Source organism: Pseudomonas sp. Kh14 (assembly GCF_900291005.1).
Taxonomy (GTDB): Bacteria; Pseudomonadota; Gammaproteobacteria; order Pseudomonadales; family Pseudomonadaceae; genus Aquipseudomonas; species Aquipseudomonas alloputida.
On the sequence record NZ_OLKJ01000034.1, the window covers coordinates 560348 to 585690 of the forward strand.

The following is a 25343-nucleotide window of genomic DNA, read 5'->3' on the forward strand; positions in this document are numbered from 1 at the left end:
CTTGCGAAGCCAGGCCCGGCACGGTACGCAGCCAGAGGGTTAGATGTCCAGCAGCAGGCGGGACGGATCTTCCAGCAGGTTCTTGATAGTGACCAGGAAGGTTACCGCTTCCTTGCCGTCGATCAGGCGGTGATCGTACGACAGCGCCAGGTACATCATCGGGCGAATCACCACCTGGCCATTGATGGCCATCGGGCGCTGGATGATGTTGTGCATGCCGAGAATGGCGGCCTGCGGCGGGTTGACGATCGGGGTCGACATCATCGAACCGAAGGTGCCACCGTTGGTGATGGTGAAGGTACCACCGGTCATCTCTTCGATGGACAGTTTGCCGTCACGGGCCTTCTTGCCGAAGGTAGCGATGCCGTTCTCGATTTCAGCCAGGCTCATCGACTCGGCGTTACGCAGCACCGGCACCACCAGGCCACGGTCGCTGGACACGGCAACACCGACGTCGGCGAAGCCGTGGTAGACGATGTCGTTGCCGTCGATCGAGGCGTTGACAGCCGGGAAGCGTTTCAGCGCTTCGGTAGCAGCCTTGACGAAGAACGACATGAAGCCCAGGCGCACGCCATTGTGGGTCTTCTCGAACAGGTCCTTGTACTTCGAACGCAGGGCCATGACTTCGGTCATGTCCACTTCGTTGAAGGTGGTCAGCATCGCCATGTTCGACTGGGCTTCGACCAGGCGCTCGGCGATCTTGGCACGCAGGCGGGTCATCGGCACACGCTTCTCGGTACGGTCGCCAGCGGCGACGACAACCGGGGCAGCGGCAGCAGCGGCAGGCTTGGCAGCCGGGGCAGCGGCTGGTGCCGACTTCTTGTTGGCAACAGCAGCAACCACGTCTTCCTTGGTGACGCGACCGCCTTTACCGGTGCCTGCCACAGTAGCCAGGTCGATGCCGTTTTCTTCAGCCAGCTTGCGTGCGGCCGGGGCAGCGATCGGGTCTTCTTCGCCGGCGTCAGCGCTAGCAGCGGCCGGAGCAGCTGCAGGCGCGGCGGCCGCGGCAGGCGCAGCGGCAGCACCGCCCTCAACGATCGAACCCAGCAATTCGTCGGACAGGACGGTGTCGCCCTCGCCCTTGACGATGTCGCCCAGCACGCCATCGGCAGTAGCCAGTACTTCCAGGACAACCTTGTCAGTCTCGATGTCGACGATCAGCTCGTCACGCTTGACGGCTTCGCCCGGCTTCTTGTGCCAGGTGGCAACGGTGCCATCGGCAACCGATTCCGGGAAGGTTGGGGCTTTGATCTCGATAGCCATTATCTGTGTTTCCTTAAATTCGGTTTCAGGTGCGCGAAGGCGTTAGACAGTGAAGGCGTCTTGCAGCAGTTTTTCCTGCTGTTCGGCGTGCTTCGAAGCGTAACCACAGGCTGGCGCGGCAGAAGCATCGCGACCGGCGTATTCCAGGACCAGTGCCTTGTTGTGGCGGCCCAGGATACGGCGCATGTGGTGCTGGCTGCTGTACCAGGCGCCCTGGTTCATCGGCTCTTCCTGACACCAGACCGCATGCTTGAGGTTGGTGTAAGGGGCGAGGATTTCGACCAGATCGTCCTCAGGGAACGGATACAGCTGCTCGATACGCAGGATGGCAATGTCTTCGCGGCCTTCGGCACGGCGTTTTTCCAGCAGGTCGTAGTAGACCTTGCCGCTGCACAGCACCAGACGCTCGACCTTGGCCGGATCGATTGCGTCGATTTCCGGGATCACGGTCTGGAACGAGCCTTCTGCCAGGTCTTCCAGGGTCGAAATGGCCAGCTTGTGGCGCAGCAGCGACTTCGGCGTCAGGACGACCAGCGGCTTGCGCAGCGGGCGAATGACCTGGCGACGCAGCAGGTGGTAAATCTGTGCCGGCGTCGTCGGTACGCAGACCTGGATGTTGTGCTCGGCGCACAGCTGCAGGTAACGCTCCAGACGCGCGGAGGAGTGCTCCGGCCCCTGCCCTTCATAGCCGTGTGGCAGCAGCATGGTCAGGCCACACAGACGGCCCCACTTGTGCTCACCACTGGTGATGAACTGGTCGATCACCACTTGCGCACCGTTGGCGAAGTCGCCGAACTGGGCTTCCCAGATCACCAGCGCGTTCGGCATGGTGGTGGAGTAGCCGTATTCGAAGGCCAGTACCGCCTCCTCGGACAGGAACGAATCGTACAGATCGAAACGTGGCTGGCCTGGGAACAGGTTCTGCAACGGAATGTAGGTGCTGGCGTCCTTCTGGTTGTGCAGCACCGCGTGACGGTGCGAGAAGGTGCCACGGCCGATGTCCTGGCCGGTCATGCGGATCGGGTGACCTTCGAACTGCAGGGTGGCGTAAGCCATGGTCTCTGCATAACCCCAGTTGATCGGCAAGCCACCGGCCTGCATCTTCTGACGGTCTTCGTAGATCTTCGACACCTGACGCTGGACCACGAAACCTTCCGGCAGCTCGAGCAGCTTGGCCGACAGATCCTGCAGGGTCTTGAGGTCGAAGCGGGTGTCGTGACGCGCGGTCCAAGCATGGCCCAGGTAGGGACGCCAGTCGACGAACAGCTCGCGGTTCGGCTCCTTGACCAGGCTCTTCACCACGTGCAGGCCATTGTCCAGCGCATTGCGGTACTCGTCGATCTTGGCCTGAGCGCGCTCGGCGTCGATGCGACCGGCCTGGATCAGCTGCTCGGCATACAGCTCACGGGTAGTGCGCTGCTTGCTGATTTGCTGGTACATCAGCGGCTGGGTGCCGTTAGGCTCGTCAGCCTCGTTGTGGCCACGGCGACGGTAGCAGACCAGGTCGATGACCACGTCACGCTTGAACTGCATGCGGTAGTCGATGGCCAGCTGGGTGACGAACAGCACGGCTTCCGGGTCATCGCCGTTCACGTGCAGGATCGGTGCCTGGATCATCTTGGCAACGTCGGTCGCGTACTCGGTGGAGCGCGCATCCAGCGGGTTGCTGATGGTGAAACCAACCTGGTTGTTGATCACGATGTGCACGGTACCGCCGGTCTTGAAACCGCGGGTCTGCGACATCTGGAAGGTTTCCATGACCACGCCCTGGCCAGCGAACGCAGCGTCGCCGTGGATCGAGATCGGCACCACCTTGTCGCCAACGGTGTCGTTGCGGCGGTCCTGACGGGCGCGCACCGAACCCTCGACCACCGGCGAAACGATTTCCAGGTGGGACGGGTTGAACGCCATGGCCAGGTGCACTTCGCCACCCGGGGTCATCACGTTCGAGGAGAAGCCCTGGTGATACTTCACGTCACCGGAGCCCAGCTCGTTCATCTTCTTGCCTTCGAACTCGTCGAACAGCTCGCGCGGGTTCTTGCCGAAGGTGTTCACCAGCACGTTCAGGCGGCCACGGTGGGCCATGCCGATCACGACCTCCTTGGCGCCGTAAGAGCCGGAACGCTGGATCATTTCATCCAGCATCGGAATCAGGCTCTCGCCGCCTTCAAGGCCGAAACGCTTGGTGCCCGGGTACTTGGTGCCCAGGTACTTTTCCAGGCCCTCACCGGCGGTTACGCGCTCGAGCAGGTGGGCCTGCACGTCAGCGGAATACTCCGGACGGCCGCGCACGCTTTCCAGCCGCTGCTGGAACCAGCTGCGCTGCTCGGAATCGACGATGTGGGTGAATTCGGCGCCAATGGTGCGACAATATGTCTTCTGGAGTGCATCGAAGATGTCGCGTAGGCTCGCCTCCTCTTTGCCGATGAACAGGTCGCCGGCACGGAAGGTCGTATCAAGATCGGCATTGGTCAAGCCGTAGTGATTGATCGACAGGTCTACGGGCGCAGGGCGCTGCCACAACCCCAACGGGTCGAGCTTGGCAGCCTGATGGCCGCGCATACGATAGGCCTGGATCAGTCGCAGAACTTCAACCTGCTTCTTCTCGTGTTCACTGCTCACGCTCCCGGCGGAAACCGGTTGGGCGCGGCGCTGGTTCTTTGCCAGCAGTACGAAATGGTCGCGGATTGTCGAGTGCGATACATCAGTAGCGGTGCTGCCGTCGGCTGGCAACTTCTGGAAGTAAGTGCGCCACTCTTCTGGCACAGCGTTAGGGTCGTGCAGGTAGAGCTCGTAGAGCTCTTCCACATATGCAGCGTTACCACCTGAAAGGTGGGCGCTATCCCACATGCGCTGCATCACGCTTTCTTGCATGCTTGGTCACCCTCGATTAGGGGACTGATCGGCGAGAGCCACAGCAAACCTGGAAAAGTCCGAAAACAGCGACTGAACCACGCCACCTGGATCCTGCTGATTTTCCGGGTACCAGCCCGGAAAGCCCCTGCTGGTCTCATATCTTCATAGGTAATGAACGCGGGCTTTGTGGGCCCTTGTTCGGGTTTTACCTCAGTGCGGGCTCACCACCCGCACCTCGGCTTACTGCAGGTACAACGCTTTGTATCAGGTGCCGCTTTGCAGCAGCATGTTACGTACGTGACCGATTGCCTTGGTCGGGTTCAGACCTTTCGGGCAAACGTTTACGCAGTTCATGATCCCGCGGCAGCGGAATACGCTGAACGGGTCATCCAGGGACGCCAGGCGCTCCTGAGTCTTGGTATCGCGGCTGTCGGCAAGGAAGCGGTAGGCTTGCAGCAAGGCTGCCGGGCCCAGGAACTTGTCCGGGTTCCACCAGAACGACGGGCAGGAAGTCGAGCAGCAAGCGCACAGGATGCACTCGTACAGGCCGTCCAGCTTGTCACGGTCTTCCGGCGACTGCAGGCGCTCGATGGCCGGGGCCGGAGTGTCGTTCTGCAGGAACGGCTTCACCTTCTCGTACTGCTTGTAGAAGATGCTCATATCGACCACCAGGTCACGAATGACCGGCAGGCCTGGCAGAGGACGCAGAACCAGCTTGCCGCCCTTCACCACCGCCGACAGCGGGGTGATGCAGGCCAGGCCGTTCTTGCCGTTCATGTTCATGCCATCGGAACCGCAAACGCCTTCACGGCAGGAGCGACGGTACGAGAAACCCTCGTCCTTTTCCTTGATCAGTGCCAATACATCCAGCACCATCAGGTCCTTGCCGCCGGTATCGACGTCGAACGACTCCATTTTTGGCGCCGAGTCGGTGTCCGGGTTGTAACGATAAACTTCGACTTTCAACATAGCAGCCACCCTTAGTAAGTCCGGACTTTTGGTTCGAAGGCTGGAACAGTCTTCGGCGCAAAGTTGACGCCGCGCTTGGCAACGCGCTTCTCACCCGGGTAGTACAGGGTGTGGCACAGCCAGTTTTCGTCGTCACGGTCTTCGAAGTCTTCACGGGCGTGAGCGCCGCGGGACTCTTTACGGGCTTCCGCCGCGATGGCGGTAGCTTCGGCAACTTCCAGCAGGTTCTGCAGCTCCAGCGCTTCGATACGCGCGGTGTTGAAGGCCTGGGACTTGTCGTTGATCTTGACGTTGGCGATACGGTCACGCAGACCGGCCAATTGCTCGATACCCTTCTGCATGTATTCGCCAGTACGGAATACACCGAAGTAGTTCTGCATGCAGCTCTGCAGCTCACGCTTCAGGCTGGCAACGTCTTCACCGCTGGTACGCTCGTTAAGCTTGTTCAGGCGGTTCAGGGCAACATCGACGTCGGTGTCGCTGGCGTCGCGGTATTCCACGCCTTCGCTCAGCGCCTTCTCCAGGTGCAGGCCGGCAGCACGGCCGAACACCACCAGGTCGAGCAGCGAGTTGCCGCCCAGGCGGTTGGCACCGTGAACCGATACGCACGCCACTTCACCTACGGCGAACAGGCCCGGGATGATGTGATCCTGGCCGTCGGCGTCCATGGTGATGGCCTGGCCATGAATGTTGGTGGCAACGCCGCCCATCATGTAGTGGCAGGTCGGCACGACCGGCACCGGTGCGACCACAGGGTCAACGTGGGCGAAGGTCTTGGACAGCTCGCAGATACCTGGCAGGCGGCTGTGCAGCACTTCCTCGCCCAGGTGGTCCAGCTTCAGCAGTACGTGGTCCTTGTTCGGGCCCACGCCGTTGCCGGCGATGATTTCCTTGACCATGGAACGGGCAACCACGTCGCGGCCGGCCAGGTCTTTGGCGTTCGGCGCGTAACGCTCCATGAAGCGCTCGCCGTGGGCGTTGATCAGGTAGCCACCTTCACCGCGGCAACCCTCGGTGACCAGTACACCGGCGCCGGCGATACCGGTCGGGTGGAACTGCCACATTTCGATGTCCTGCACCGGCACGCCTGCACGCAGGGCCATGCCGATACCGTCACCGGTGTTGATCAGGGCGTTGGTGGTGGACGCATAGATACGGCCCGCACCGCCAGTGGCCAGCACGGTGGCCTTGGACTTGATGTACAGGGTTTCGCCGGTTTCGATGCAGATGGCGATCACACCCACGAATGCGCCGTCCTGGTTTTTCACCAGGTCAACTGCATAGTACTCGTTGAGGAATGTGGTACCCGCTTTCAGGTTGCCCTGGTACAGGGTGTGCAGCAGCGCGTGACCGGTACGGTCGGAAGCGGCACAGGTACGGGCGGCCTGGCCACCTTTACCGAAGTCCTTGGACTGACCTCCGAACGGGCGCTGGTAGATGCGACCGGTTTCGGTGCGCGAGAACGGCAGACCCATGTGGTCCAGTTCGAAGACCGCAGCCGGGCCTTCCTGACACATGTATTCGATAGCGTCCTGGTCACCGATGTAGTCGGAACCCTTGACGGTATCGTACATGTGCCAGCGCCAGTCGTCGTTCGGGTCGGCCGAAGCGATGGCGCAGGTGATGCCGCCCTGGGCGGATACGGTGTGCGAACGGGTCGGGAAGACCTTGGTGACTACGGCAGTCTTGTGGCCGCCTTGAGCCAGTTGCAGCGCTGCGCGCATGCCGGCGCCGCCGCCACCGATGATGATGGCGTCGAAGGAAATGGTTGGAATGCTAGCCATGGATCAGATACCCCAGAGAATCTGCACACCCCAGACGAAGTAAGCGAACATCGCAACGCCGCATACCGCCTGGAACAGGAAACGAATCGCAGTTGCCGACTTGCCGAACGACATAGGCGTCAGGTAGTCGGTTGCAATGGTCCACATGCCGACCCAGGCGTGAGCGCCCAGGGCAACGAGGGCCAGCAGACTGAAGATCCGCATCGCGTTGTTGGAGAACAGACCATGCCACTGGGTGTAGTCGATGCCTGGGTGGGCGACCACGTAGCCGATCAGGAAGAGGAAGTAAGCCGCGAGAACGACCGCAGAAACGCGCTGCGCCATCCAGTCATAGAGGCCCGAACGCGACAGGTTCGTGACATTGGTTACCATACCCAAACTCCCACCAGAACGATCAGCACCACGGAGATGACGATCACGATTTTCGAGCCCAGCTTGCCGCCTTCCAGCGTCTCACCGATACCCATGTCCATGATCAGGTGACGAACACCTGCCACGAGGTGATAAAGCAGGGCGGACAGCAGACCCCAGGTCACGAACTTGGCCAGCGGGCTGGTCAGACACGCCTTCACCTCACCGAAGCCTTCCTCGGAACCCAGCGACTTGCCCAGTGCATAAAGCATGATGGCAAGGCCGATGAACAGGATGACGCCGGAGATACGGTGCAGGATGGACGTGTACGCAGTGACAGGGAGCTTGATGGTCCTTAGGTCTAGGTTTACAGGTCGTTGGCTTTTCACGGCTTTTTTCACACTGAAGAGCCCCTAGCGAATCAGGGCAAAGTTGTTGGTAAGTGTACTGGTCAGGTACCCACCACCCAGGGAACGGCGACCCCCAGCAGTTCGGGCTTGCAAGCCCCTGGCGGTCGGGTGCCGAGTATAGACAGTTAGGCTGCTTATGACAACGTGACGGGGTAGCCCAAATAGCGCATTGCCTTTAATGAACAAAAGGCGTAAATGGGCGAGAATTTCGGGAAAAATCAGGCTTGAATGCCTGATTCAACAAGCCTTTAGGCAAATTGACATCTGAATTTATCCCTCTATAGTGGTGCGGGCCCTGCGTGGGGGGTCTGTCTGATGATTTCAAGCATTAATAGGAGGCCACATGGCTGACAAAAAAGCGCAGTTGGTCATCGAGGGCGCTGCCCCCGTCGAGCTGCCCATTTTAACCGGCACCGTTGGTCCTGATGTAATCGACGTCCGCGGGTTAGGGGCCACTGGTCACTTCACCTTCGACCCAGGTTTCATGGCGACTGCCTCGTGCGAGTCGAAGATCACCTATATTGACGGCGACAAAGGTATCCTGCTGCACCGCGGCTACCCGATCGAGCAACTCGCCGAACAGTCCGACTACCTCGAAACCTGCTACCTGCTGCTCAATGGCGAACTGCCGAATGCCGAGCAGAAGGCCCAGTTCGTCAGCACCGTCAAGAACCACACCATGGTTCACGAGCAGCTGAAGTCCTTCTTCAACGGCTTCCGTCGCGACGCTCACCCGATGGCGGTGATGTGCGGCGTAGTTGGCGCCCTGTCGGCGTTCTATCACGACTCCCTGGACATCAATAACCCGCAACACCGCGAAATTTCCGCGGTGCGCCTGGTCGCCAAGATGCCGACCCTGGCTGCGATGGTTTACAAGTACTCCATGGGCCAGCCGATGATGTACCCGCGCAACGACCTGTCGTACGCGGAAAACTTCCTGCACATGATGTTCAACACCCCGTGCGAGATCAAACCGATCAGCCCGGTGCTGGCCAAGGCAATGGACCGGATCTTCATCCTCCATGCCGACCACGAGCAGAACGCCTCCACCTCCACCGTTCGCCTGGCAGGCTCGTCGGGTGCCAACCCGTTCGCTTGCATCGCCGCCGGTATCGCCGCACTGTGGGGCCCGGCCCACGGCGGTGCGAACGAAGCCGTACTGACCATGCTGGATGAAATCGGCGATGTCTCGAACATCGACAAATTCATCGCCAAGGCCAAGGACAAGAACGACCCGTTCAAGCTGATGGGCTTCGGTCACCGCGTGTACAAGAACCGCGACCCGCGCGCCACCGTGATGAAGCAGACCTGCGACGAAGTCCTGCGCGAGCTGGGCATCAAGAACGACCCGCAGCTGGAACTGGCCATGCGCCTGGAAGAGATCGCCCTGACCGATCCTTACTTCATCGAGCGCTCGCTGTACCCGAACGTCGACTTCTACTCGGGGATCATCCTCAAGGCGATCGGCATTCCGACCAGCATGTTCACCGTGATCTTCGCCCTGGCACGTACCGTGGGCTGGATCTCGCACTGGAAAGAAATGCTCTCCAGCCCGTACAAGATCGGCCGTCCGCGCCAGCTGTACACCGGCGAGCAGAAGCGCGACATCGTTGCTCTGAAAGACCGCAAGTAAGCTGCAGTAGCCGAACGCAAGAAGGCTGCCCTCGGGCAGCCTTTTTTATTTGTCCTGTGCCGGCCTCTTCGCGGGCTTGCCCGCCCCCACAGGTACTGCACAGATCTCGAGGGCTGCGCTGTACCTGTGGGAGCGGGCAAGCCCGCGAAGAGGCCGGCACAGACACCACAAAACCTCAGTTTTTCTCCGCCCGCTCGCGCAGCCCTTTCAGGGTATTGAACGGCGCATCCACCACGAACTTGTTGGCCACCATCGCCGGCACGCTACCACCTGGCTCGGTGTGCACCTGGTAGGTCACTTCAGTGCTGTCACCCTTGGGCACCAGCTTCCAGAAGCCTTCGACTTTTGCCACCCGAACAAAACCCTTCTCTTCCGGCAGGTAAGTCGGCTCTTCTTTCAGGTTACGGGTCAGGCTGCCATCCCCCTCCTTGACGGTCGTAATGTGCAGCACGGAATCACGCGGCGTCACCGGCCATGGCGTATTGAACTGGGTATAGGTCCAGCTCTGGTCACCTTCGTGCTTGAGCAGCTTCTGCGACTTGCATTCGTGAATCCAGGCACAGGCCCCGGACACGTCCTCCTGCAGCGCCTCGACCCTGGCCAGCGGCGCCTTGATCACGGTCACACCGCGATAGGCCTTGTACTTGGACCCGACCACCTCACTGAGGGACACCTTGATGCCCTCCTCGTCCTTGGCCACTTGCCAGTTTTCAGCCCAGGCCACAGGCGACAGCAGAACACCCACACCAAACAGCAGTGCAATACGCTTGAACGATCTCATCATGTTTATCCTTGTTGTCGAAGATCCAGCCTGTCACGCCGCCGTCATCTGCTCCCACCAGCCAAGAATCCTGATTGCCTCGTCACGATCACTGCCGCACACCTCGACATCTGCCTTGAAACCACCGCACACCGCCGGCCGCTCAGGCTTGCCGAACAGGTCGCAAAGGTTGGCGGCAGTCAGGTGCAGACAGCGCTCACCCGCCGGCTTGCCATTGGGCATTCGCGGCATCGCAGAGGTGATGGACGGGGCGATGCAGCAGGCACCACAGCCCTCACGGCATTGCATGGCTATTCACCAAAATCAGGACTCCCTGGAACAAAACGGGACGAACGTCCCTGGATAGTAACCGCTCAAACAGTCGTTTGAAATTGCTGTCACGATGAAATCTGCTGTGACCCGGCAGTCAGTTCCCGCCTATTGGCGATACTCAAAATCAATGGCAGCGCCCTCCACGTCATGACGGCTGTCATTGCGCAGTTGCAGCTGCATTTCGTTGTTGATCAGCCGGCCATTGAGCTGGAACGGACTGTCATTGGTCTCTGGCTTTTCTGTGAACATGGGCGGCAACAAAGGTTTGCGCCGCTGGATTGGCGAAGGCGTGCCCACATCCGGCTCAAGTTTGTCGACCATATCAACGGGCAGGCTGAGGTCCAGCTTTGTCTTGGGCAAGGGCTTGGCAACCGCTTTGCTGACCGGCTTGTGTGCAGGCTTGGCTGTCGCCTTTTTTGACACTTGCTTACCCTGAGCTGCCTGAGCCTGGCTTGCCGGTTGCGCAGCCAAGGCAGGGACGACCGGGCAGCAGAACGGCAGAAGGCACACGATCAGAACAAAGCAGCGCGAAGCGTTCATGGCAAATGGACAGACTGGCAGGAAAAATGCCTATGCTCCCTGTTCCACAGGCGGCTTGCAAGCCTTACAACAGCGTGACCGCAGTCTCCCTGCACAACTGCTGCGCCAGCAAACCGAGCGTAATCACAGCCCGCTCGGCCTCTTTATTCCAAGGTATGCCGCAATTGAGTCGGACACAGTGGTTGAACTGCTCTGTGTTACTGAATATCAGGCCTGGTGCAATGCTGATGCCCTGCTCCAGCGCGCGCACATGCAGCTCTTGGGTATTGACCCGACCGGGCAAGCTCACCCAGAGGATGAAGCCGCCTGTCGGCCGGGTCATCTGGGTACCCTCGGGGAAGTGCTGCTGCACTGCCAGCTGATAGGCACTGAGGTTCTTGCGATATTCCTGGCGTATGTAGCGCAGATGCCGGTCGTAGCCGCCATTTTCCAGGTAGGCTGCCACGCCCATCTGCGTCACGCTACAGGCCGAGTGGGTGGTAAACGTCTGCAGGCGCTGAATCTCGTCCTGGTAACGCCCGGCGATCATCCAGCCCACCCGCACGCCAGGGGACAGGGTCTTGGAGAAGCTCGAGCAGTAGATCACCCGGTCCAGCCGGTCGAACGCCTTCAGCGCCTTGGTCTTGCCCTGCTCGAACATCAGCTCACCGTAGATGTCATCCTCGATGATCTGGATATCGAAGTCCGAGGCCAGGCGCAGCAATTGCTTTTGCCGCTCTTCGGGAACGGTGCCGCCCAGCGGGTTGCTCAAGCGCGCAGTGAGCACCAGCGCCTTGATCGACCATTGGTTAGCCGCCAGTTGCAAGGCTTCGAGGCTGATACCGGTGGACGGGTCACTGGGGATTTCGATCACTTTCAAACCCAGCAGGTCAGCCAGCTGCAGCAAGCCGTAATAGGTCGGTGACTCGGCGGCGATCAGGTCACCTGGGCGGGTCAGCACCCGCAGCGACATCTGCAGGGCATCGACACACCCATGGGTCACTATCACTTCGCGCGGATCAACCAGCACGCCGGCATCGCGCATGCGTATGGCGATCTGTCGGCGCAGCGGCTCGAAACCGGGGCTGAACATGTAACTGAAGGCGCGCGGGCTATGGAAGCGCGTCACCTTGGCGATTTGCTGATGCAGGGCGCGCACTGGCAGGTAGTCGACATGCGGCACAGCAGCACCAAACGGGAACACACCATCGCGGCGCGCCTCAGTCAGCACCTGCTGGATGATGCTGGCGCGCGTGACCAGGCCCGGGCGCTCCACCCGAGCGATGTCCGGTGTTTGCGCGGTCAAGGCAGGGGTCTGGTGCACGTAATAGCCAGACTGCGGCCGCGCCCGGATAAGCCCTTGGTCCTCGAGATTGGCATAGGCCTGCAACACCGTGGCATGGCTCACATTGAGCTGGGCGCTCATCTTGCGCACGGAGGGTACCCGCTCGCCTGGCTGGTAGACACCGCGACGGATATCGTCGGCCAGTTGCTGGGCGATACGCTGGTACAGCAGCAGGTTGGTCATGTCGACATGCTCGTTGTTCTTGTACGGGGCACTGACGGTAGAGGATACCGTAACAGTTGCAAAGTGTACTGGGACAGATTGCAACGTAGTCGACAATACAACAGCGTGACAGCTATCGAAACGATTAAACCGACATAAAACGGGCCGCAAAGCGGCCCATTTCTACAAGACTCAGCGCGCCGGTGCGAGCCGCCCCTTGTCATCGGAGAATACGATCTCCACCCGACGGTTCTGCGCCCTGCCCCGCTCCGAAGCATTGGCCTCGATCGGGTACTGGTCGCCATAACCTTCAACCTGCAGGCGCTTTTCGTCGATGCCCAGGTCCACAAGCATGTCGGCCACGGACTGCGCCCGGTCGCGCGACAGCTTGAGATTCTCCTCGCCCGCGCCAGTACTGTCGGTATAGCCCTCGATACGCACTACCCGGCGCGGGTTGAGCTGCAGGAACTGCACCAGCTTGAGCACAGTCCGGCTGGCCGAGTTCTTCAGGTCGGCACTACCGGTATCGAACAGCACATCGCCCAAGGTCATCACCAAGCCACGGTCGGCCTGCTCCGAAGCCAACGCGGCAATCTGCGACTCGACCCACTTGCCCTGCTGCTGCACGCTGGCCAGTTTGGCCTCACGCAAGGCCAGCTGCAGGCGCTGGCGCTCCAGGTCGAGCTTGGCCTGGCGCTCCTGGTTCAGCGCCAGCTTGGCATGCTCGCGGGCAATCTCGCTGTAGCGCTGGCTAAGGTAAGCATAATGCCGCACATCGGAACCGGTGCCGATGTAACTGGACAGGCGCTCGGCGCGAGCCAGCGACTCACCCGCCCGAATCACGTCACGCGGCGCGCTGCGCAGCACATCGGAATCATCTTTGACCCCCTGGAAGGCGACGGTGGCCTCATCCAGCGCGGCACTGCTGCGCTGGCTGGCGCAACCTTGCAAACCTGCCGTCAGTACCAACAATGCCAGTGCAGCCAAAGGCGTACGACGGATCATGGCTGCACCTCCAGTTGCTTGCGCAAGCGCTTGACCCGCGACTGCAGCACCTGCAGCTGCTCTTCGCTCTTCTGGTTCAGCACCTGGGCCTCGGCCAGGCGCGCATCCAGCTCGGCTTGCTCAGCGCGCATGCGCGCATCGCGGTAGTCCTGGGTAAGCATGTTGGCCTTGGCGCGGGCCAGCTTGTCTTCAGCCAGTTTCAGCGTTTCGACCTGCTCAGTGGCGCCGACGGCCTTGGCCTGTTCCAGTGCCTGTTCGGAAATGCGCATCTGCTCGTCAGGGGCCGGATCATTGGCGCAGCCAGCCAGGCCGAGCACGGCCAGGGCAAGGATTAGTGGTTGGGTTCTCACGCAATCTTCCTAGTGTTTGGGGGCGTCCGCCGGTACCTGCAACTGCGCTTTCCAGCGCTCGACATTACGTTGCAGCACAGCTTCGGATGCACCAGAGATCGGCAATTCTGTCAGTTTTTTTGCCAATTGCCCACGCAACCAGCTGTCATTGCACGCCGAGTTGTGCGACAGCGCCAGGTAAAGGCCCGGCCTGTCCACCGGCAAGCCGCGGGCTATCAGGTCATTGCTCATGCCCAGGCTCTGGGCCATGGCCATACCGGAGTAACGGCCAGCCAGCACATAGTCGACCTGGCCGAGTACCAGTTTCTGGAACGCCTGGGTCAGGTTCTGCGCCGGCACCAGCTTGAGCTGGGCTCTGGCGAACGCGGTAAAGGCCGGGGTCAGACGCGCACGCTCGGACAAACTGCCCTGGTACCTGGCCAGGTCGGCCGGGCCATCAAAGATCACCGCTGCATCATGGCGGGTCCACACCAGGTACTCATTGAGCTGCAACGGCGGATGGATGTAGTCCAGCGCGGTCAGTTGCTCCACCTCCAAAGGGGTGTCGAGCAGCAGGTCCATGCGCCCACTGCGCACCTCTTCCAGCGCCTGATCACGGCGACCGGCACTCAGCACCTCGACCTTCACACCCAGTTCGTCAGCCACCTGGCGCAACAGGTCGACGTTGGCGCCTATCAGGTGCCCGGGGTCTTTCGGGTCTTGCCACGAATAGGGCGGCGCATCAGGACTACCGGTCGCCACCAGGCGCTCGCATTTGCCTGCTGCCATAGCCAGTGATGGTAGCAACAGCGCCACGCACGCCAGCACCCTGCCCGTTCCGCGCAACGTCATGCCTTACTCCTCAACCCATAAAAAAACCCGACCCTCAAAGCGAGGGCCGGGTTCTTTATAAGTGAAGCAGGCGGATCAGACCAGCTTTTCCAGCTCCGGAACCGCTTCGAACAGGTCAGCGACCAAGCCGTAGTCGGCCACCTGGAAGATCGGCGCTTCTTCGTCCTTGTTGATCGCCACGATCACTTTGGAGTCTTTCATGCCGGCCAGGTGCTGGATCGCGCCGGAGATACCGACGGCGATGTACAGCTGTGGCGCAACGATCTTGCCGGTCTGGCCGACCTGCATGTCGTTCGGCACGAAGCCTGCGTCGACTGCGGCGCGCGAAGCACCAACCGCAGCGCCGAGCTTGTCGGCCAGGCTGTACAGGTGTTTGAAGTTGTCACCGTTGCCCATGCCACGGCCGCCGGAGACGACGATCTTGGCAGCGGTCAGCTCTGGGCGGTCGGACTTGGCCAGCTCTTCGCCAACGAAAGCCGAAATACCGGCGTTGTGCGCAGCGCCAACAGCCTCGACAGCAGCCGAACCACCTTCGGCGGCCACGGCGTCGAAGCCGGTGGTACGCACGGTGATCACCTTGATGGCCGCGCTCGATTGCACGGTGGCAATGGCGTTACCCGCGTAGATCGGGCGCTTGAAGGTGTCGGCGGACTCGACCGAGATGATCTCGGAGATCTGGTCCACGTCCAGCAGCGCGGCAACGCGCGGCAGGATGTTCTTGCCATTGGTGGTAGCCGGGGCCAGCACGTGGCTGTAACCCTTGGCCAGCTCGACGATCAGCGGCGCGACGTTTTCCGGCAGGACGTGGGCGTAGGCGGCGTTATCAGCCACCAGCACCTTGGCAACACCAGAGATTTTGGCAGCGGCTTCAGCAACGCCGCCGACGTTCTGGCCTGCGACCAGCACGTGCACATCACCACCGATCTTGGCGGCTGCGGCGACAGTGTTCAGGGTGGCCGGGGCTACGGCACCGTTCTCGTATTCAGCGACAACCAGGATAGTCATTTAGATTACCTTCGCTTCGTTCTTCAGCTTCTCGACCAGTTCGGCCACCGACTTGACCTTGATACCCGCGCTGCGGGCAGCAGGCGCTTCGACTTTCAGGGTCTTGTTGGTGGAGGCGAGGGAAACGCCCAGTGCGTCTGGAGTAACAGTCTCCAGCGGCTTCTTCTTGGCCTTCATGATGTTCGGCAGCGACGCGTAGCGTGGCTCGTTCAGGCGCAGGTCGGTGGTGACGATCGCGGGCAGGTTCAGCGCAACGGTCTGCAGGCCGCCATCGATTTCACGGGTGACATTCAGCTTATCGCCAGCAACTTCGACCTTGGAAGCGAAGGTGCCCTGGGCGAAGCCAGTCAGCGCGGCCAGCATCTGGCCGGTCTGGTTGTTGTCACTGTCGATGGCCTGCTTGCCGAGGATGACCAGCTGCGGCTGCTCCTTGTCGACAACGGCCTTCAGCGCCTTGGCCACGGCCAGGGAGTTCAGTTCGTCAGCGGCTTCTACCAGGATGGCACGGTCGGCACCCAGGGCCAGGGCAGTACGCAGTTGCTCCTGGGCAGTGGTCGGGCCGACGGAAACGACGACGATCTCGGTCGCAACGCCTTTTTCCTTCAGGCGCACGGCTTCTTCGACGGCGATTTCGCAGAAGGGGTTCATGGACATCTTGACGTTAGCAAGGTCGACGCCGGAGTTGTCCGCTTTGACGCGAACCTTGACGTTGTAGTCGACCACTCGTTTGACAGCTACAAGAACCTTCATGGATTCCTCGTTACTCTCCGGTGAATAGATAGTCGCCTGGGGCAGAGCCCTGCGATGCGCGTGGGTACAAGGGCACCTCTAAAAACGTATCGGGAGGCAGCAATTTCACAGTGACCAAACAGTCTTGTCCGGACTCTTGCGACAAATCCTCACGGGTCATTTCCTGTCGTGGCGTGTAAACTCCACTACAAACCGGCCTAAGCCCGCAAAACCCTGCTCCACACCTGGTCTTTAGAGGTGTACCTGCGCCCGGCTGCTAGCCTACGGCGAACGTAAAACCGCTCGTATCTTGACCGTAACACCCATTCCGGTCAATACGGCAAATCGGTCACCCTCCAGCCGCGTTCCTGTGATTTTACTGGCCTGCGGCAAATTCAAACAAACGTTTGTATTGGACCCGCCAAGTGGTGTAGATATAATGCGCGGCCAAGACAAAACGGTGTAGTCCGTCATTTGCCCAGCTACAGTTCCGCCGTTGCGTAGAACCGCTGCGAATGCCCCGCACCCATAAGACAAAGCAACAGCACGAGCCTTGATGAGTAGGAGAGAACCAGTGGAACGCGAATACATGGAATTCGACGTGGTCATCGTCGGCGCCGGCCCGGCGGGCCTGTCCGCCGCCTGCCGCCTGAAGCAGAAGGCCGCCGAAGCCGGTAGCGAAATCAGCGTCTGCGTGGTGGAGAAAGGCTCTGAAGTCGGCGCCCACATCCTCTCTGGCGCAGTGTTCGAGCCCCGCGCCCTGAACGAGCTGTTCCCCGACTGGAAAGCGCTCGGCGCACCGCTGAACACCGAAGTGAAGCGCGACGACATCTACGTGCTCAAGGATGCCGGCAGCGCGACCAAGGTGCCTGACCTGTTCGTGCCCAAGACCATGCACAACCATGGTAACTACATCATCTCGCTAGGCAACCTGTGCCGCTGGCTGGCCCAGCAGGCCGAGAACCTCGGTGTGGAGATCTACCCGGGCTTCGCCGCTCAGGAAGCGCTGTTCGACGACAACGGCGTGGTCCGCGGCATCGTCACCGGCGACCTCGGTGTCGACCGTGAAGGCAACCCCAAGGACGGCCTGTACACCCCGGGCATGGAACTGCGTGCCAAGTACACCCTGTTCGCCGAAGGCTGCCGTGGCCATATTGGCAAGCAGCTGATCAAGCGCTTCAACCTCGACAGCGAGTCCGACGTCCAGCACTACGGCATCGGCCTGAAGGAAATCTGGGAAATCGACCCGGCCAAGCACGAACAGGGCCTGGTGGTGCACACCGCCGGCTGGCCGCTGGACGTGGTGGCCAAGGAAAACACCGGTGGCTCGTTCCTTTATCACCTGGAAAACAACCAGGTGGTGGTCGGCCTGATCGTCGACCTGTCCTACGCCAACCCCTACCTGTCGCCGTTCGACGAATTCCAGCGCCTCAAGCACCACCCGGTGATCAGCCAGTACCTCGAAGGCGGCAAGCGCATCAGCTACGGCGCCCGCGCCTTGGCCAAGGGCGGCATCAACTCGCTGCCGAAAATGGTCTTCAATGGTGGCGCGCTGATCGGTTGCGACCTGGGCACCATGAACGTGGCCAAGATCAAGGGCAGCCATACCGCGATGAAGTCCGGCATGCTCGCCGCCGAAGCAGTGGCCGACGCATTGATCGCCGGTAGCGAAGGCGGCGATCAATTGAACAGCTATGTCAGCGCCTTCAAGGCCAGCTGGCTGTACGAAGAACTGTTCGCCAGCCGCAACTTCGGCCCGGCCATGCACAAGTTCGGCCCGCTGCTGGGCGCGGCGTTCAACTATGTCGACCAGAACTGGTTCGGTGGCAAGCTGCCGTTCACCCTGCACGACACCAAGCCGGACTATGCCTGCCTCAAGCTGGCCGCCGACTCGAAAAAGATCGACTACCCGAAACCGGACGGCAAGCTCAGCTTCGACAAGCTCAGCTCGGTATTCCTCTCCAGCACCAACCACGAAGAGGAACAACCCTGCCACCTGAAGCTGACCGATCCGAGCGTACCGATCGCCAGCAACCTGCCGCTGTACGACGAGCCTGCCCAGCGCTACTGCCCGGCAGGCGTGTACGAAGTGGTCACCCAGGAAGACGGCAACAAGCGTTTCCAGATCAACGCGCAGAACTGCGTGCACTGCAAGACCTGCGACATCAAGGACCCGGCCCAGAACATCACCTGGGTCACCCCTGAAGGCGCTGGCGGGCCGAACTACCCGAACATGTAAGTAAGGCCCCTGCCCTTGCGGCAACAAAAAGCCCCCGGTCCTTATGGGCCGGGGGCTTTTTGTTGGCTATCCGCGCCTACAGACAGTGTCATTTGGAAACCCAAGCAAGGCCGGGCAACCGCCTCACGCAGTCCTGACTTCCTCAAAGAGCTCCGGGTGACGGTCGAGCAACTTGAACAATTTGATCAGCGCCACCGGCGGTTTGGTTTTGCCATTCTCATAACGTGAAAAAGCATTGACTCCTCCACCGAATATTTCCCCAGCCTCCCGCTGATCCAGATCAAATTTCTTGCGTACGGAAACGATGAAATCGGGATCAACGTCTAGAGCATTGACTTGGCGATTGAAGGCAGACATCAGATCGCTGACTCGCATAGCCTCGTCATGACTTAGCACTGCCTCACCACAGACAGAACAGTAATCGCCCGTCACATCAGGTATCAGGGTCGATTCCCCCTTATACCGGTAGGGCATGTCCTGAGTGTCTAGCGCGAGCTCGGCACCTCCGCAAATTGGGCATCTCATGTTCACAACTCCTTGAAAGACACGATGAGCGCGTCATCTACCACTGACAGTTTCAGGTACAGATATCCCTTTACCGTAAGCGGCCGATAGACATCTTGCCAAACGCGGTGGTCGGCATAACTGGTCATGCTTTTGTAGAAATCTCTGCGCTCCAGACCGGTGATGACCTCCAGCATGTCCGCATATTCCATTCCCAAGGCCTGAGCGCCTCGTAAGGAAGCGGTTGTAGGGCTGATGCGGCCAGCGCCCACCAGTGCTCTTACCCGCTCCAGCGGGCAATGAGGCGTTCTCTTTTCCATGAGAAATTAACCTTCCAGGTTAAATTTGGCTAATAGGTTATTCCAATAGCCCCCACCTGGAAGTCTGCCCCAGTGTCCCGCAGCCGTTACCGGCTCATTTGTCGCCGCACATGACCGGCATCGGCTCCGCCGCAAACACCAATGGCTCACGGCGCCCGAAATACAAGGCCGTCAGCAGCCCCACCGCGCCCATGATCAGACAAAACCCGACACACACCCACGGGCTCCACGGCATCAGCGCAATCAGTGCCAGCGGCGTGGTACTGGCCCACACTGCATAGGCCACGTTGTAGGTGAAGGAAATGCCCGATACGCGGATCTGCGCCGGGAACAGCCCCACCATCACCGAGGGCACCACCCCCACCACGCCGCAGCTCAACCCCGCCAGCGCATAGGCCAGCCAGGTCATGCCCCACTGCCCCACCAGGCTGGCGTACAACGCGCCGATACCCAGCGGCAGCAACAGGCTATACAGCATCAGCGCGCGCCAGGCACCCACACGGTCGACCAGCAGCCCGGCCAGCACGCAGCCAATGTTGAGGAAGACGATGCCCACACTGCTCAGGGCGAAGGTATGCCCGGCAGTCATGCCGAAGCGCTGCTGCATCACCGTCGGCGTGATCACCACCAGCACCACCACCGCCGAGGTCAGCACACAGGTCAGCAACGCGGCAGGGATCAACGCCCGGCGGTGCTCGCCCAGCACTCGCCTCAGCGGAAACGTCACAGGTTGCTCCTGGCGAGCGCGCAGGGCGAGGAACACCGGTGTTTCACTGAGCCAGCGGCGCAGCCACACACCAATCACACCGAACACCCCACCCAACAGGAACGGGTAGCGCCAGGCGTAATCGAGGATTTCCTGCGGGGTGAACAGTTGCGCCAGCAAGGTTGCGGTCAGCGCCCCCAGCAGGTAGCCGAAGGTCAGCCCGGCCTGCAGAAAGCCCAGGGCATAGCCGCGCCGCCCGTTTGGCGCGTGCTCGGCAACGAACGTCCAGGCGCTTGGCACTTCACCGCCTACGGCAGCACCCTGGAGGATGCGCAAGGCCAACAGGATCAGCGGGGCGGCATAGCCGATGTCGGCATAGGTCGGCATCACCCCGATCAGCAGGCACGGCAGGGCCATCATCAGGATGCTCAGGCTGAATACCCGCTTGCGCCCCAGATGGTCGGCGAAGTGCGCCATCAGGATGCCGCCCAGCGGCCGCGCCAGATAGCCGGTGACGAAGATCCCGAAGCTTTGCAGCAGGCGCAGCCATTCGGGCATCTCCGGCGGGAAGAACAGCTGGCTGAGGGTCAGCGCGAAGAACACGAAAATGATGAAGTCGTAGATTTCCAGCGCGCCGCCCAGCGCCGCCAGGCCCAGGGTCCGATGGTCGCCGCGGCTGAACCGGGGCGGGCGAGCGGTATCGATGGCAGTCATGGCAGGGTCCGCAGATCGGCAAAGGGCAAGAGCATAACAAATAGCTGCCCGATTGCCCCGCCGGCAGCACCGCTAGCGGCTGAACACCGTATGCGCGAAGTTGGCTCGCGGCCGTGGCCGCGCTGTACTGGCTGGCAGCGTGCCCGGTAGCGGTAGCTTGCCGACCACCATCGGGGCGTCGATGATTGCCATGAACGTCTCCAGCGCCTCGTTATCGGGCGCCTGAGGCAGGCTCAGGCTGACCGCCTGGCGCTCGGTCTGCGGCACTGCTGGCACTTTCAACTGGCTGGAATGGTAAAGCAGGGCATGCTGGATTTGTGTGCTGACGCGGCAGAAGCGTTCCAGATCTACGCCACAATGGCTGGCCAACTCGATATTGCCCAGCAACAGGTGAAAGGGCTGCAAGGCGCACTGCACCAGGCGCTGCAGTTCCTCGAAGCTATCCACGGGGGCTATCCGGTAATAGCCCAGGCCATTGAGCAACCGCTCCAGTTGCAGGCGCTGGCACGGGTGTGCATCGGCGATGAGGATGCGCAGGGTCTTGTTTGCCATGGTCGGACCTGGGCCATTAGGTAATGGGCACGCTCCATGACCATACTGCGCCGGTAACGGCTATTGCCAGGGCCATGCCTGGCAGCGGTCTTCTTTGATAGAAGTCGGGAAAGCCGCATAAATCAAGTGATTGACTGACGGAATTTGCATTTGCCTTTAACCTGGCAATCAGGATTCCCATTGCCGCATGCGCACCCGGCAGTGCTTCATGGCATTGACGATGTGCTTTTCTACCAGGCTGCGCGAAATGCCCAGCCGATCGGCGATCTGCTGATGGGACAACCCCTCGATCTTGCGCAACAGAAAACTGTCACGGCAGGGCCCCCTCAACTCATCAAGGGCCTTTTGCATCAGTGCCAGGCGCTGGTCCAACTGCAGGTCATGCTGCAACTCAGAGCTATGCAGCTGACTATCGGCATCCAGGGTATCGAGCGGCTCGGCCTGGCGCACCAACTGACGCCGGTGCCGGTCGACGACCAGGTTCAGCGCGGTGCGATACAAGAACGCACGCGGATGCTCGATCTGTTCGCTGCCAGTACGCTCCAGGACCCGCAGATAAGCATCGTGAGCAACGTCCTCCGCCGCCTGACGGCTACCCAAGCGTGCAGACAGAAAGCTCACCAGTTCACGATAGTAATGTTCCACGAGGGTACCTGAGGGCATCCTGCCGGCCCTTGATCAGCAGCTTGGGGACTGAGTGATATCAGTGTGGAATACTACAAATTATAATTATTCTCAGCAACACACCGGCGCGTACTATCCTGGCTAAATCTGCCTTGCCAGCCTTCGTCTAACTGTGACCTCCCTGCGCACCGTGATTGGCTGCGCGTGGCCTTTATCCCTGGCTGGAAGTCCGCATGAGACGCTCAACCCACACTCGCCGTCGCCTCCTCCTCGGCGGCCTGGGCCTGCTTGGCCTTGGCAGCCTGCTGGCCTGGACATCCCTGCCGTTCGGCGCGCAGCCGGTCAGTACCGTTGCCGTCACCCGCGCCGACATCGAGAGCAGCGTAACAGCGCTGGGCACGCTGCAGCCGCGGCGCTACGTCGACGTCGGTGCACAAGCCTCCGGGCAGATCCGCAACCTGCACGTCGAGGTCGGTGATCAAGTCCACAAAGGGCAGTTGCTGGTCGAGATCGACCCCTCCACGCAGCAGGCCAAGCTCGATGCCGGGCGCTTCTCGATCGATAATCTCAAGGCGCAGCTGGCAGAGCAGCGCGCCCAGCTCAAACTCGCCCAACAGCAGCTCAAGCGCCAGCGCGACCTGGCAGCGGTCGGCGCCACACGCGAAGAAGACCTGCAAACGGCCGAAGCCCAGCTCAACGTGACCCAGGCACGCATCGACATGTACCAGGCACAGATCCGCCAGGCCAACGCCAGCTTGCGCAGCGACGAAGCCGAACTGGGCTACACACGCATCTTCGCCCCTATGGACGGCACGGTAGTGGCAGTGGATGCCCGTGAAGGCCAGACCCTCAACGCCCAGCAACAAACGCCGCTGATCCTGCGCATCGCCAAGCTGTCCCCCATGACCGTCTGGGCCCAGGTCTCGGAGGCCGATATCGGCAAGATCCAGCCTGGCATGACCGCCTACTTCACCACCTTGGCCGGCGGCAAGCGCCGCTGGACCAGCACCGTGCGCCAGGTGCTGCCCATTCCGCCCAAGCCACTGGACCAGACCAGCCAGGGCGGCGGCAGCCCAGCCAGCGCCACCGCCGGCGCCACCGGCAGCCAAGTCGTGCAATACACCGTGCTGCTGGACGTGGACAACCCCGATGGCGCCCTCATGGCAGAGATGACCACCCAGGTGTTTTTCGTCGTCGGCCAGGCCAGCCAGGTGCTTAGTGCCCCGTTGGCCGCACTGGACGATAGCGACAGCGAAGGACTACGCCTGGCCCAGGTTTTCGGCCGCGACGGCAAGGTCGAACAGCGCAAGGTGCGCACCGGTCTGAGCGACCGCTTGCGGGTGCAGATCCTCGATGGCCTCAGTGAAGGTGATCGACTGGTTATCGGCGCTCCTGCCGCCAGCGGAGGTTGAATGGCCACGCCCCTGATCGAGCTCTGTGACATCCGTAAAGCGTACGGCGGTGTCGACACCCCCAGGGTAGAAGTCCTGCGCGGCATCAGCCTGCGCGTGCATGCCGGCGAATTCGTCGCCATCGTCGGCGCCTCCGGCTCCGGCAAGTCGACCCTGATGAATATCCTCGGCTGCCTCGATCGCCCAAGTGCCGGCAGCTACCGCTTCGCCGGCAAGGACGTTGCCGAGCTGGACAGCGACGAACTGGCCTGGCTGCGCCGCGAGGCCTTCGGGTTCGTGTTCCAGGGCTACCACCTGATCCCCTCCGGCTCAGCCCAGGAAAACGTCGAGATGCCAGCCATCTATGCCGGTACCCCAGCCGCCGAACGCCAGGCCCGCGCCAGCGCCCTGCTCGGCCGCCTGGGCCTGGCCAGCCGCACCGCCAACCGTCCGCATCAATTATCCGGTGGTCAGCAGCAACGGGTTTCGATTGCCCGGGCCTTGATGAACGGTGGCCACATCATCCTGGCCGACGAACCGACCGGCGCCCTCGACAGCCATAGCGGCGCCGAGGTGATGGCGCTGCTAGACGAGCTGGCCAGCCAAGGCCATGTAATCATCCTCATCACCCACGACCGCGAAGTGGCTGCCCGGGCGCACCGGGTTATCGAGATTCGCGACGGCTTGGTGATCAGTGACTCCGCCGCCGACCAGCCGCCCGCCCATGCCCACAAAGGCATACAGGCAGAAGAACTGCGCCAGCGCCTGGACCGTGGCGCAACCCAGCACGGTGCCTGGAAAGGTGAACTGCTCGAATCGCTGCAGGCGGCATGGCGAGTGATGTGGATCAACCGCTTCCGCACGGCACTGACCCTGCTCGGCATCATCATCGGAGTCGCGTCGGTGGTGGTGATGTTGGCTGTCGGTGAAGGCAGCAAACGCCAGGTAATGGCACAGATGGCCGCCTTCGGCTCCAACATCCTATACCTCAATGGCAGCCCTCCGACCCTGCGCGAACCGGCTGGGCGCATCACCCTGGACGATGTTGCGGCGATCGGTGAGCTGCCGCAGGTCAAACACATCATGCCGGTGCTCGGCGAAAAGATGATGGTCCGCCACGGCAACAACAGCCAGCAATTCTACGTGGGCGGCAACAACACCTTTTTCCCGGAGATTTTCAACTGGCCGGCCGTTGAAGGCAGCTTTTTCACCGAGACCGACGAGGCCAGTAGCGCAGCGGTGGCTGTGATCGGCCAGAAAGTCCGGGAAAAGATGCTTGCCCCTGGCAGTAACCCTATCGGCCAGTACCTGCTGATCGGCAATGTACCGTTCCAAGTGGTCGGCATCCTTGCCGGCAAAGGCGCCAGCTCTGGCGACCAGGACAGCGACGGGCGCATCGTGGTGCCATTTTCGGCAGCGGCCATCCGCCTGTTCGGCCACCGCGACCCGGACTATATCGCCATTGCCGCGCGCGACTCAGGCCAGGTCAAGGACACCGAAGCGGCCATCGACCGCCTGCTGCGCCAGCGCCACCAGGGCAAACACGATTTCGAGCTGACCAACGATGCCGCCCTGATCCAGGCCGAGGCGCGCACGCAGAACAGCCTGTCGTTGATGCTCGGGGCCATTGCCGCCATCTCGCTGCTGGTCGGCGGTATCGGGGTGATGAACATCATGCTCATGACCGTGCGCGAGCGCACCCGTGAAATCGGTATCCGCATGGCCACCGGCGCCCGCCAGCGCGATATCCTCCGGCAGTTCCTGAGCGAGGCGATCATGCTGTCGATGGTTGGCGGCCTGACCGGCATCGCCCTGGCCCTGGTGGTCGGCGCCAGCCTTACCCTGGCCGACATTGCCGTGGCGTTCGCCCTGCCTGCCATTGTTGGCGCATTTGCCTGCGCCGTCATCACTGGGGTGGTGTTTGGCTTCATGCCAGCACGCAAGGCTGCACGCCTTGACCCGGTCAAAGCCCTTACCAGCGAATAGCC

At 61.3% G+C, this 25343-nt stretch carries 24 protein-coding genes; 4 read left to right on the top strand and 20 right to left on the bottom strand.

The window, feature by feature from the left end; all coding sequences use genetic code 11:
• Window positions 1-39 precede the first annotated feature (39 nt).
• From odhB to sdhC, 6 genes are all read right to left on the bottom strand, one after another.
• Window positions 40-1263: a 2-oxoglutarate dehydrogenase complex dihydrolipoyllysine-residue succinyltransferase gene (odhB, locus tag FQ668_RS19885; protein WP_019437949.1), complete on the bottom strand. Its 1224-nt coding sequence runs from the start codon at window positions 1261-1263 to the stop codon at window positions 40-42.
• A gap of 42 nt (window positions 1264-1305) precedes the next feature.
• A complete protein-coding gene (locus tag FQ668_RS19890) occupies window positions 1306-4137 on the bottom strand; it encodes a 2-oxoglutarate dehydrogenase E1 component (protein WP_010954951.1) in 2832 nt (943 codons plus the stop codon).
• Between the two features lie 246 nt (window positions 4138-4383).
• Window positions 4384-5088 carry a succinate dehydrogenase iron-sulfur subunit gene (locus FQ668_RS19895; RefSeq protein WP_003254212.1) on the bottom strand — a complete coding sequence of 235 codons (705 nt, stop codon included), beginning with the start codon at window positions 5086-5088 and terminating at the stop codon, window positions 4384-4386.
• 11 nt (window positions 5089-5099) lie between these two features.
• The gene (gene sdhA, locus FQ668_RS19900; RefSeq protein WP_003254213.1) at window positions 5100-6872 is read right to left on the bottom strand and encodes a succinate dehydrogenase flavoprotein subunit; all 1773 of its coding nucleotides are present in this window, start codon (window positions 6870-6872) and stop codon (window positions 5100-5102) included.
• Between the two features lie 3 nt (window positions 6873-6875).
• On the bottom strand, window positions 6876-7244 hold the full coding sequence (gene sdhD, locus FQ668_RS19905; RefSeq protein WP_003254214.1) for a succinate dehydrogenase, hydrophobic membrane anchor protein: 369 nt from the start codon (window positions 7242-7244) through the stop codon (window positions 6876-6878).
• Entirely contained in the window at window positions 7238-7624 is a 387-nt protein-coding gene (gene sdhC / locus FQ668_RS19910; RefSeq protein WP_008091902.1) for a succinate dehydrogenase, cytochrome b556 subunit, read from the bottom strand. Before sdhC ends, sdhD begins: the two co-directional genes overlap by 7 nt.
• Before the next feature lie 352 nt (window positions 7625-7976).
• Between sdhC and gltA the strand changes: the two genes are divergently transcribed.
• Window positions 7977-9266, top strand: a complete 1290-nt coding sequence (gltA, locus tag FQ668_RS19915) for a citrate synthase (protein ID WP_003254218.1) — start codon at window positions 7977-7979, stop codon at window positions 9264-9266.
• A gap of 175 nt (window positions 9267-9441) precedes the next feature.
• On the opposite strand, the gene FQ668_RS19920 is transcribed toward gltA, so the two are convergent.
• The 9 genes from FQ668_RS19920 to FQ668_RS19960 form a co-directional block, all read right to left on the bottom strand.
• Window positions 9442-10047: an START domain-containing protein gene (locus tag FQ668_RS19920; protein WP_026031888.1), complete on the bottom strand. Its 606-nt coding sequence runs from the start codon at window positions 10045-10047 to the stop codon at window positions 9442-9444.
• A gap of 33 nt (window positions 10048-10080) precedes the next feature.
• A complete protein-coding gene (locus FQ668_RS19925; protein ID WP_019437847.1) occupies window positions 10081-10335 on the bottom strand; it encodes a YkgJ family cysteine cluster protein in 255 nt (84 codons plus the stop codon).
• 129 nt (window positions 10336-10464) lie between these two features.
• Window positions 10465-10899, bottom strand: coding sequence for a hypothetical protein (locus tag FQ668_RS19930; protein ID WP_019437848.1), 435 nt, complete (start codon window positions 10897-10899; stop codon window positions 10465-10467).
• 64 nt (window positions 10900-10963) lie between these two features.
• On the bottom strand, window positions 10964-12406 hold the full coding sequence (locus FQ668_RS19935; protein WP_003254223.1) for a PLP-dependent aminotransferase family protein: 1443 nt from the start codon (window positions 12404-12406) through the stop codon (window positions 10964-10966).
• Between the two features lie 171 nt (window positions 12407-12577).
• Window positions 12578-13390 carry an OmpA family protein gene (locus FQ668_RS19940; RefSeq protein ID WP_019437849.1) on the bottom strand — a complete coding sequence of 271 codons (813 nt, stop codon included), beginning with the start codon at window positions 13388-13390 and terminating at the stop codon, window positions 12578-12580.
• On the bottom strand, window positions 13387-13740 hold the full coding sequence (locus tag FQ668_RS19945; RefSeq protein ID WP_019437850.1) for a DUF4398 domain-containing protein: 354 nt from the start codon (window positions 13738-13740) through the stop codon (window positions 13387-13389). The genes FQ668_RS19940 and FQ668_RS19945 overlap by 4 nt, the downstream gene beginning before the upstream one ends.
• A gap of 9 nt (window positions 13741-13749) precedes the next feature.
• A complete protein-coding gene (locus FQ668_RS19950) occupies window positions 13750-14571 on the bottom strand; it encodes an ABC transporter substrate-binding protein (protein ID WP_019437851.1) in 822 nt (273 codons plus the stop codon).
• 75 nt (window positions 14572-14646) lie between these two features.
• Window positions 14647-15576, bottom strand: a complete 930-nt coding sequence (locus FQ668_RS19955; protein WP_003254230.1) for an electron transfer flavoprotein subunit alpha/FixB family protein — start codon at window positions 15574-15576, stop codon at window positions 14647-14649.
• Window positions 15577-16326: an electron transfer flavoprotein subunit beta/FixA family protein gene (locus FQ668_RS19960; protein WP_014590265.1), complete on the bottom strand. Its 750-nt coding sequence runs from the start codon at window positions 16324-16326 to the stop codon at window positions 15577-15579.
• A gap of 535 nt (window positions 16327-16861) precedes the next feature.
• On the opposite strand from FQ668_RS19960, the gene FQ668_RS19965 reads away from it, so the two are divergent.
• On the top strand, window positions 16862-18544 hold the full coding sequence (locus FQ668_RS19965) for an electron transfer flavoprotein-ubiquinone oxidoreductase (RefSeq protein WP_023389616.1): 1683 nt from the start codon (window positions 16862-16864) through the stop codon (window positions 18542-18544).
• Window positions 18545-18667: 123 nt separating this feature from the next.
• Here the strand turns inward: FQ668_RS19965 and FQ668_RS19970 are convergent, their stop codons facing one another.
• The 5 genes from FQ668_RS19970 to FQ668_RS19990 form a co-directional block, all read right to left on the bottom strand.
• On the bottom strand, window positions 18668-19069 hold the full coding sequence (locus FQ668_RS19970; protein WP_019437852.1) for a type II toxin-antitoxin system MqsA family antitoxin: 402 nt from the start codon (window positions 19067-19069) through the stop codon (window positions 18668-18670).
• A gap of 2 nt (window positions 19070-19071) precedes the next feature.
• Window positions 19072-19368 (bottom strand): type II toxin-antitoxin system MqsR family toxin, encoded by a 297-nt coding sequence (locus FQ668_RS19975; RefSeq protein ID WP_023389615.1) that lies wholly within the window; start codon window positions 19366-19368, stop codon window positions 19072-19074.
• A gap of 94 nt (window positions 19369-19462) precedes the next feature.
• Complete coding sequence (locus FQ668_RS19980; protein WP_019437854.1) at window positions 19463-20788, bottom strand: MFS transporter; 1326 nt, start codon at window positions 20786-20788, stop codon at window positions 19463-19465.
• A gap of 72 nt (window positions 20789-20860) precedes the next feature.
• Window positions 20861-21340, bottom strand: coding sequence for a hypothetical protein (locus FQ668_RS19985; protein WP_019437855.1), 480 nt, complete (start codon window positions 21338-21340; stop codon window positions 20861-20863).
• Between the two features lie 168 nt (window positions 21341-21508).
• Window positions 21509-21985, bottom strand: coding sequence for a sigma-70 family RNA polymerase sigma factor (locus FQ668_RS19990; protein WP_019437856.1), 477 nt, complete (start codon window positions 21983-21985; stop codon window positions 21509-21511).
• Window positions 21986-22197: 212 nt separating this feature from the next.
• On the opposite strand from FQ668_RS19990, the gene FQ668_RS19995 reads away from it, so the two are divergent.
• Window positions 22198-23376: an efflux RND transporter periplasmic adaptor subunit gene (locus FQ668_RS19995; protein ID WP_014590258.1), complete on the top strand. Its 1179-nt coding sequence runs from the start codon at window positions 22198-22200 to the stop codon at window positions 23374-23376.
• A complete protein-coding gene (locus tag FQ668_RS20000) occupies window positions 23377-25341 on the top strand; it encodes a MacB family efflux pump subunit (protein ID WP_010954965.1) in 1965 nt (654 codons plus the stop codon).
• Window positions 25342-25343: the final 2 nt, after the last annotated feature.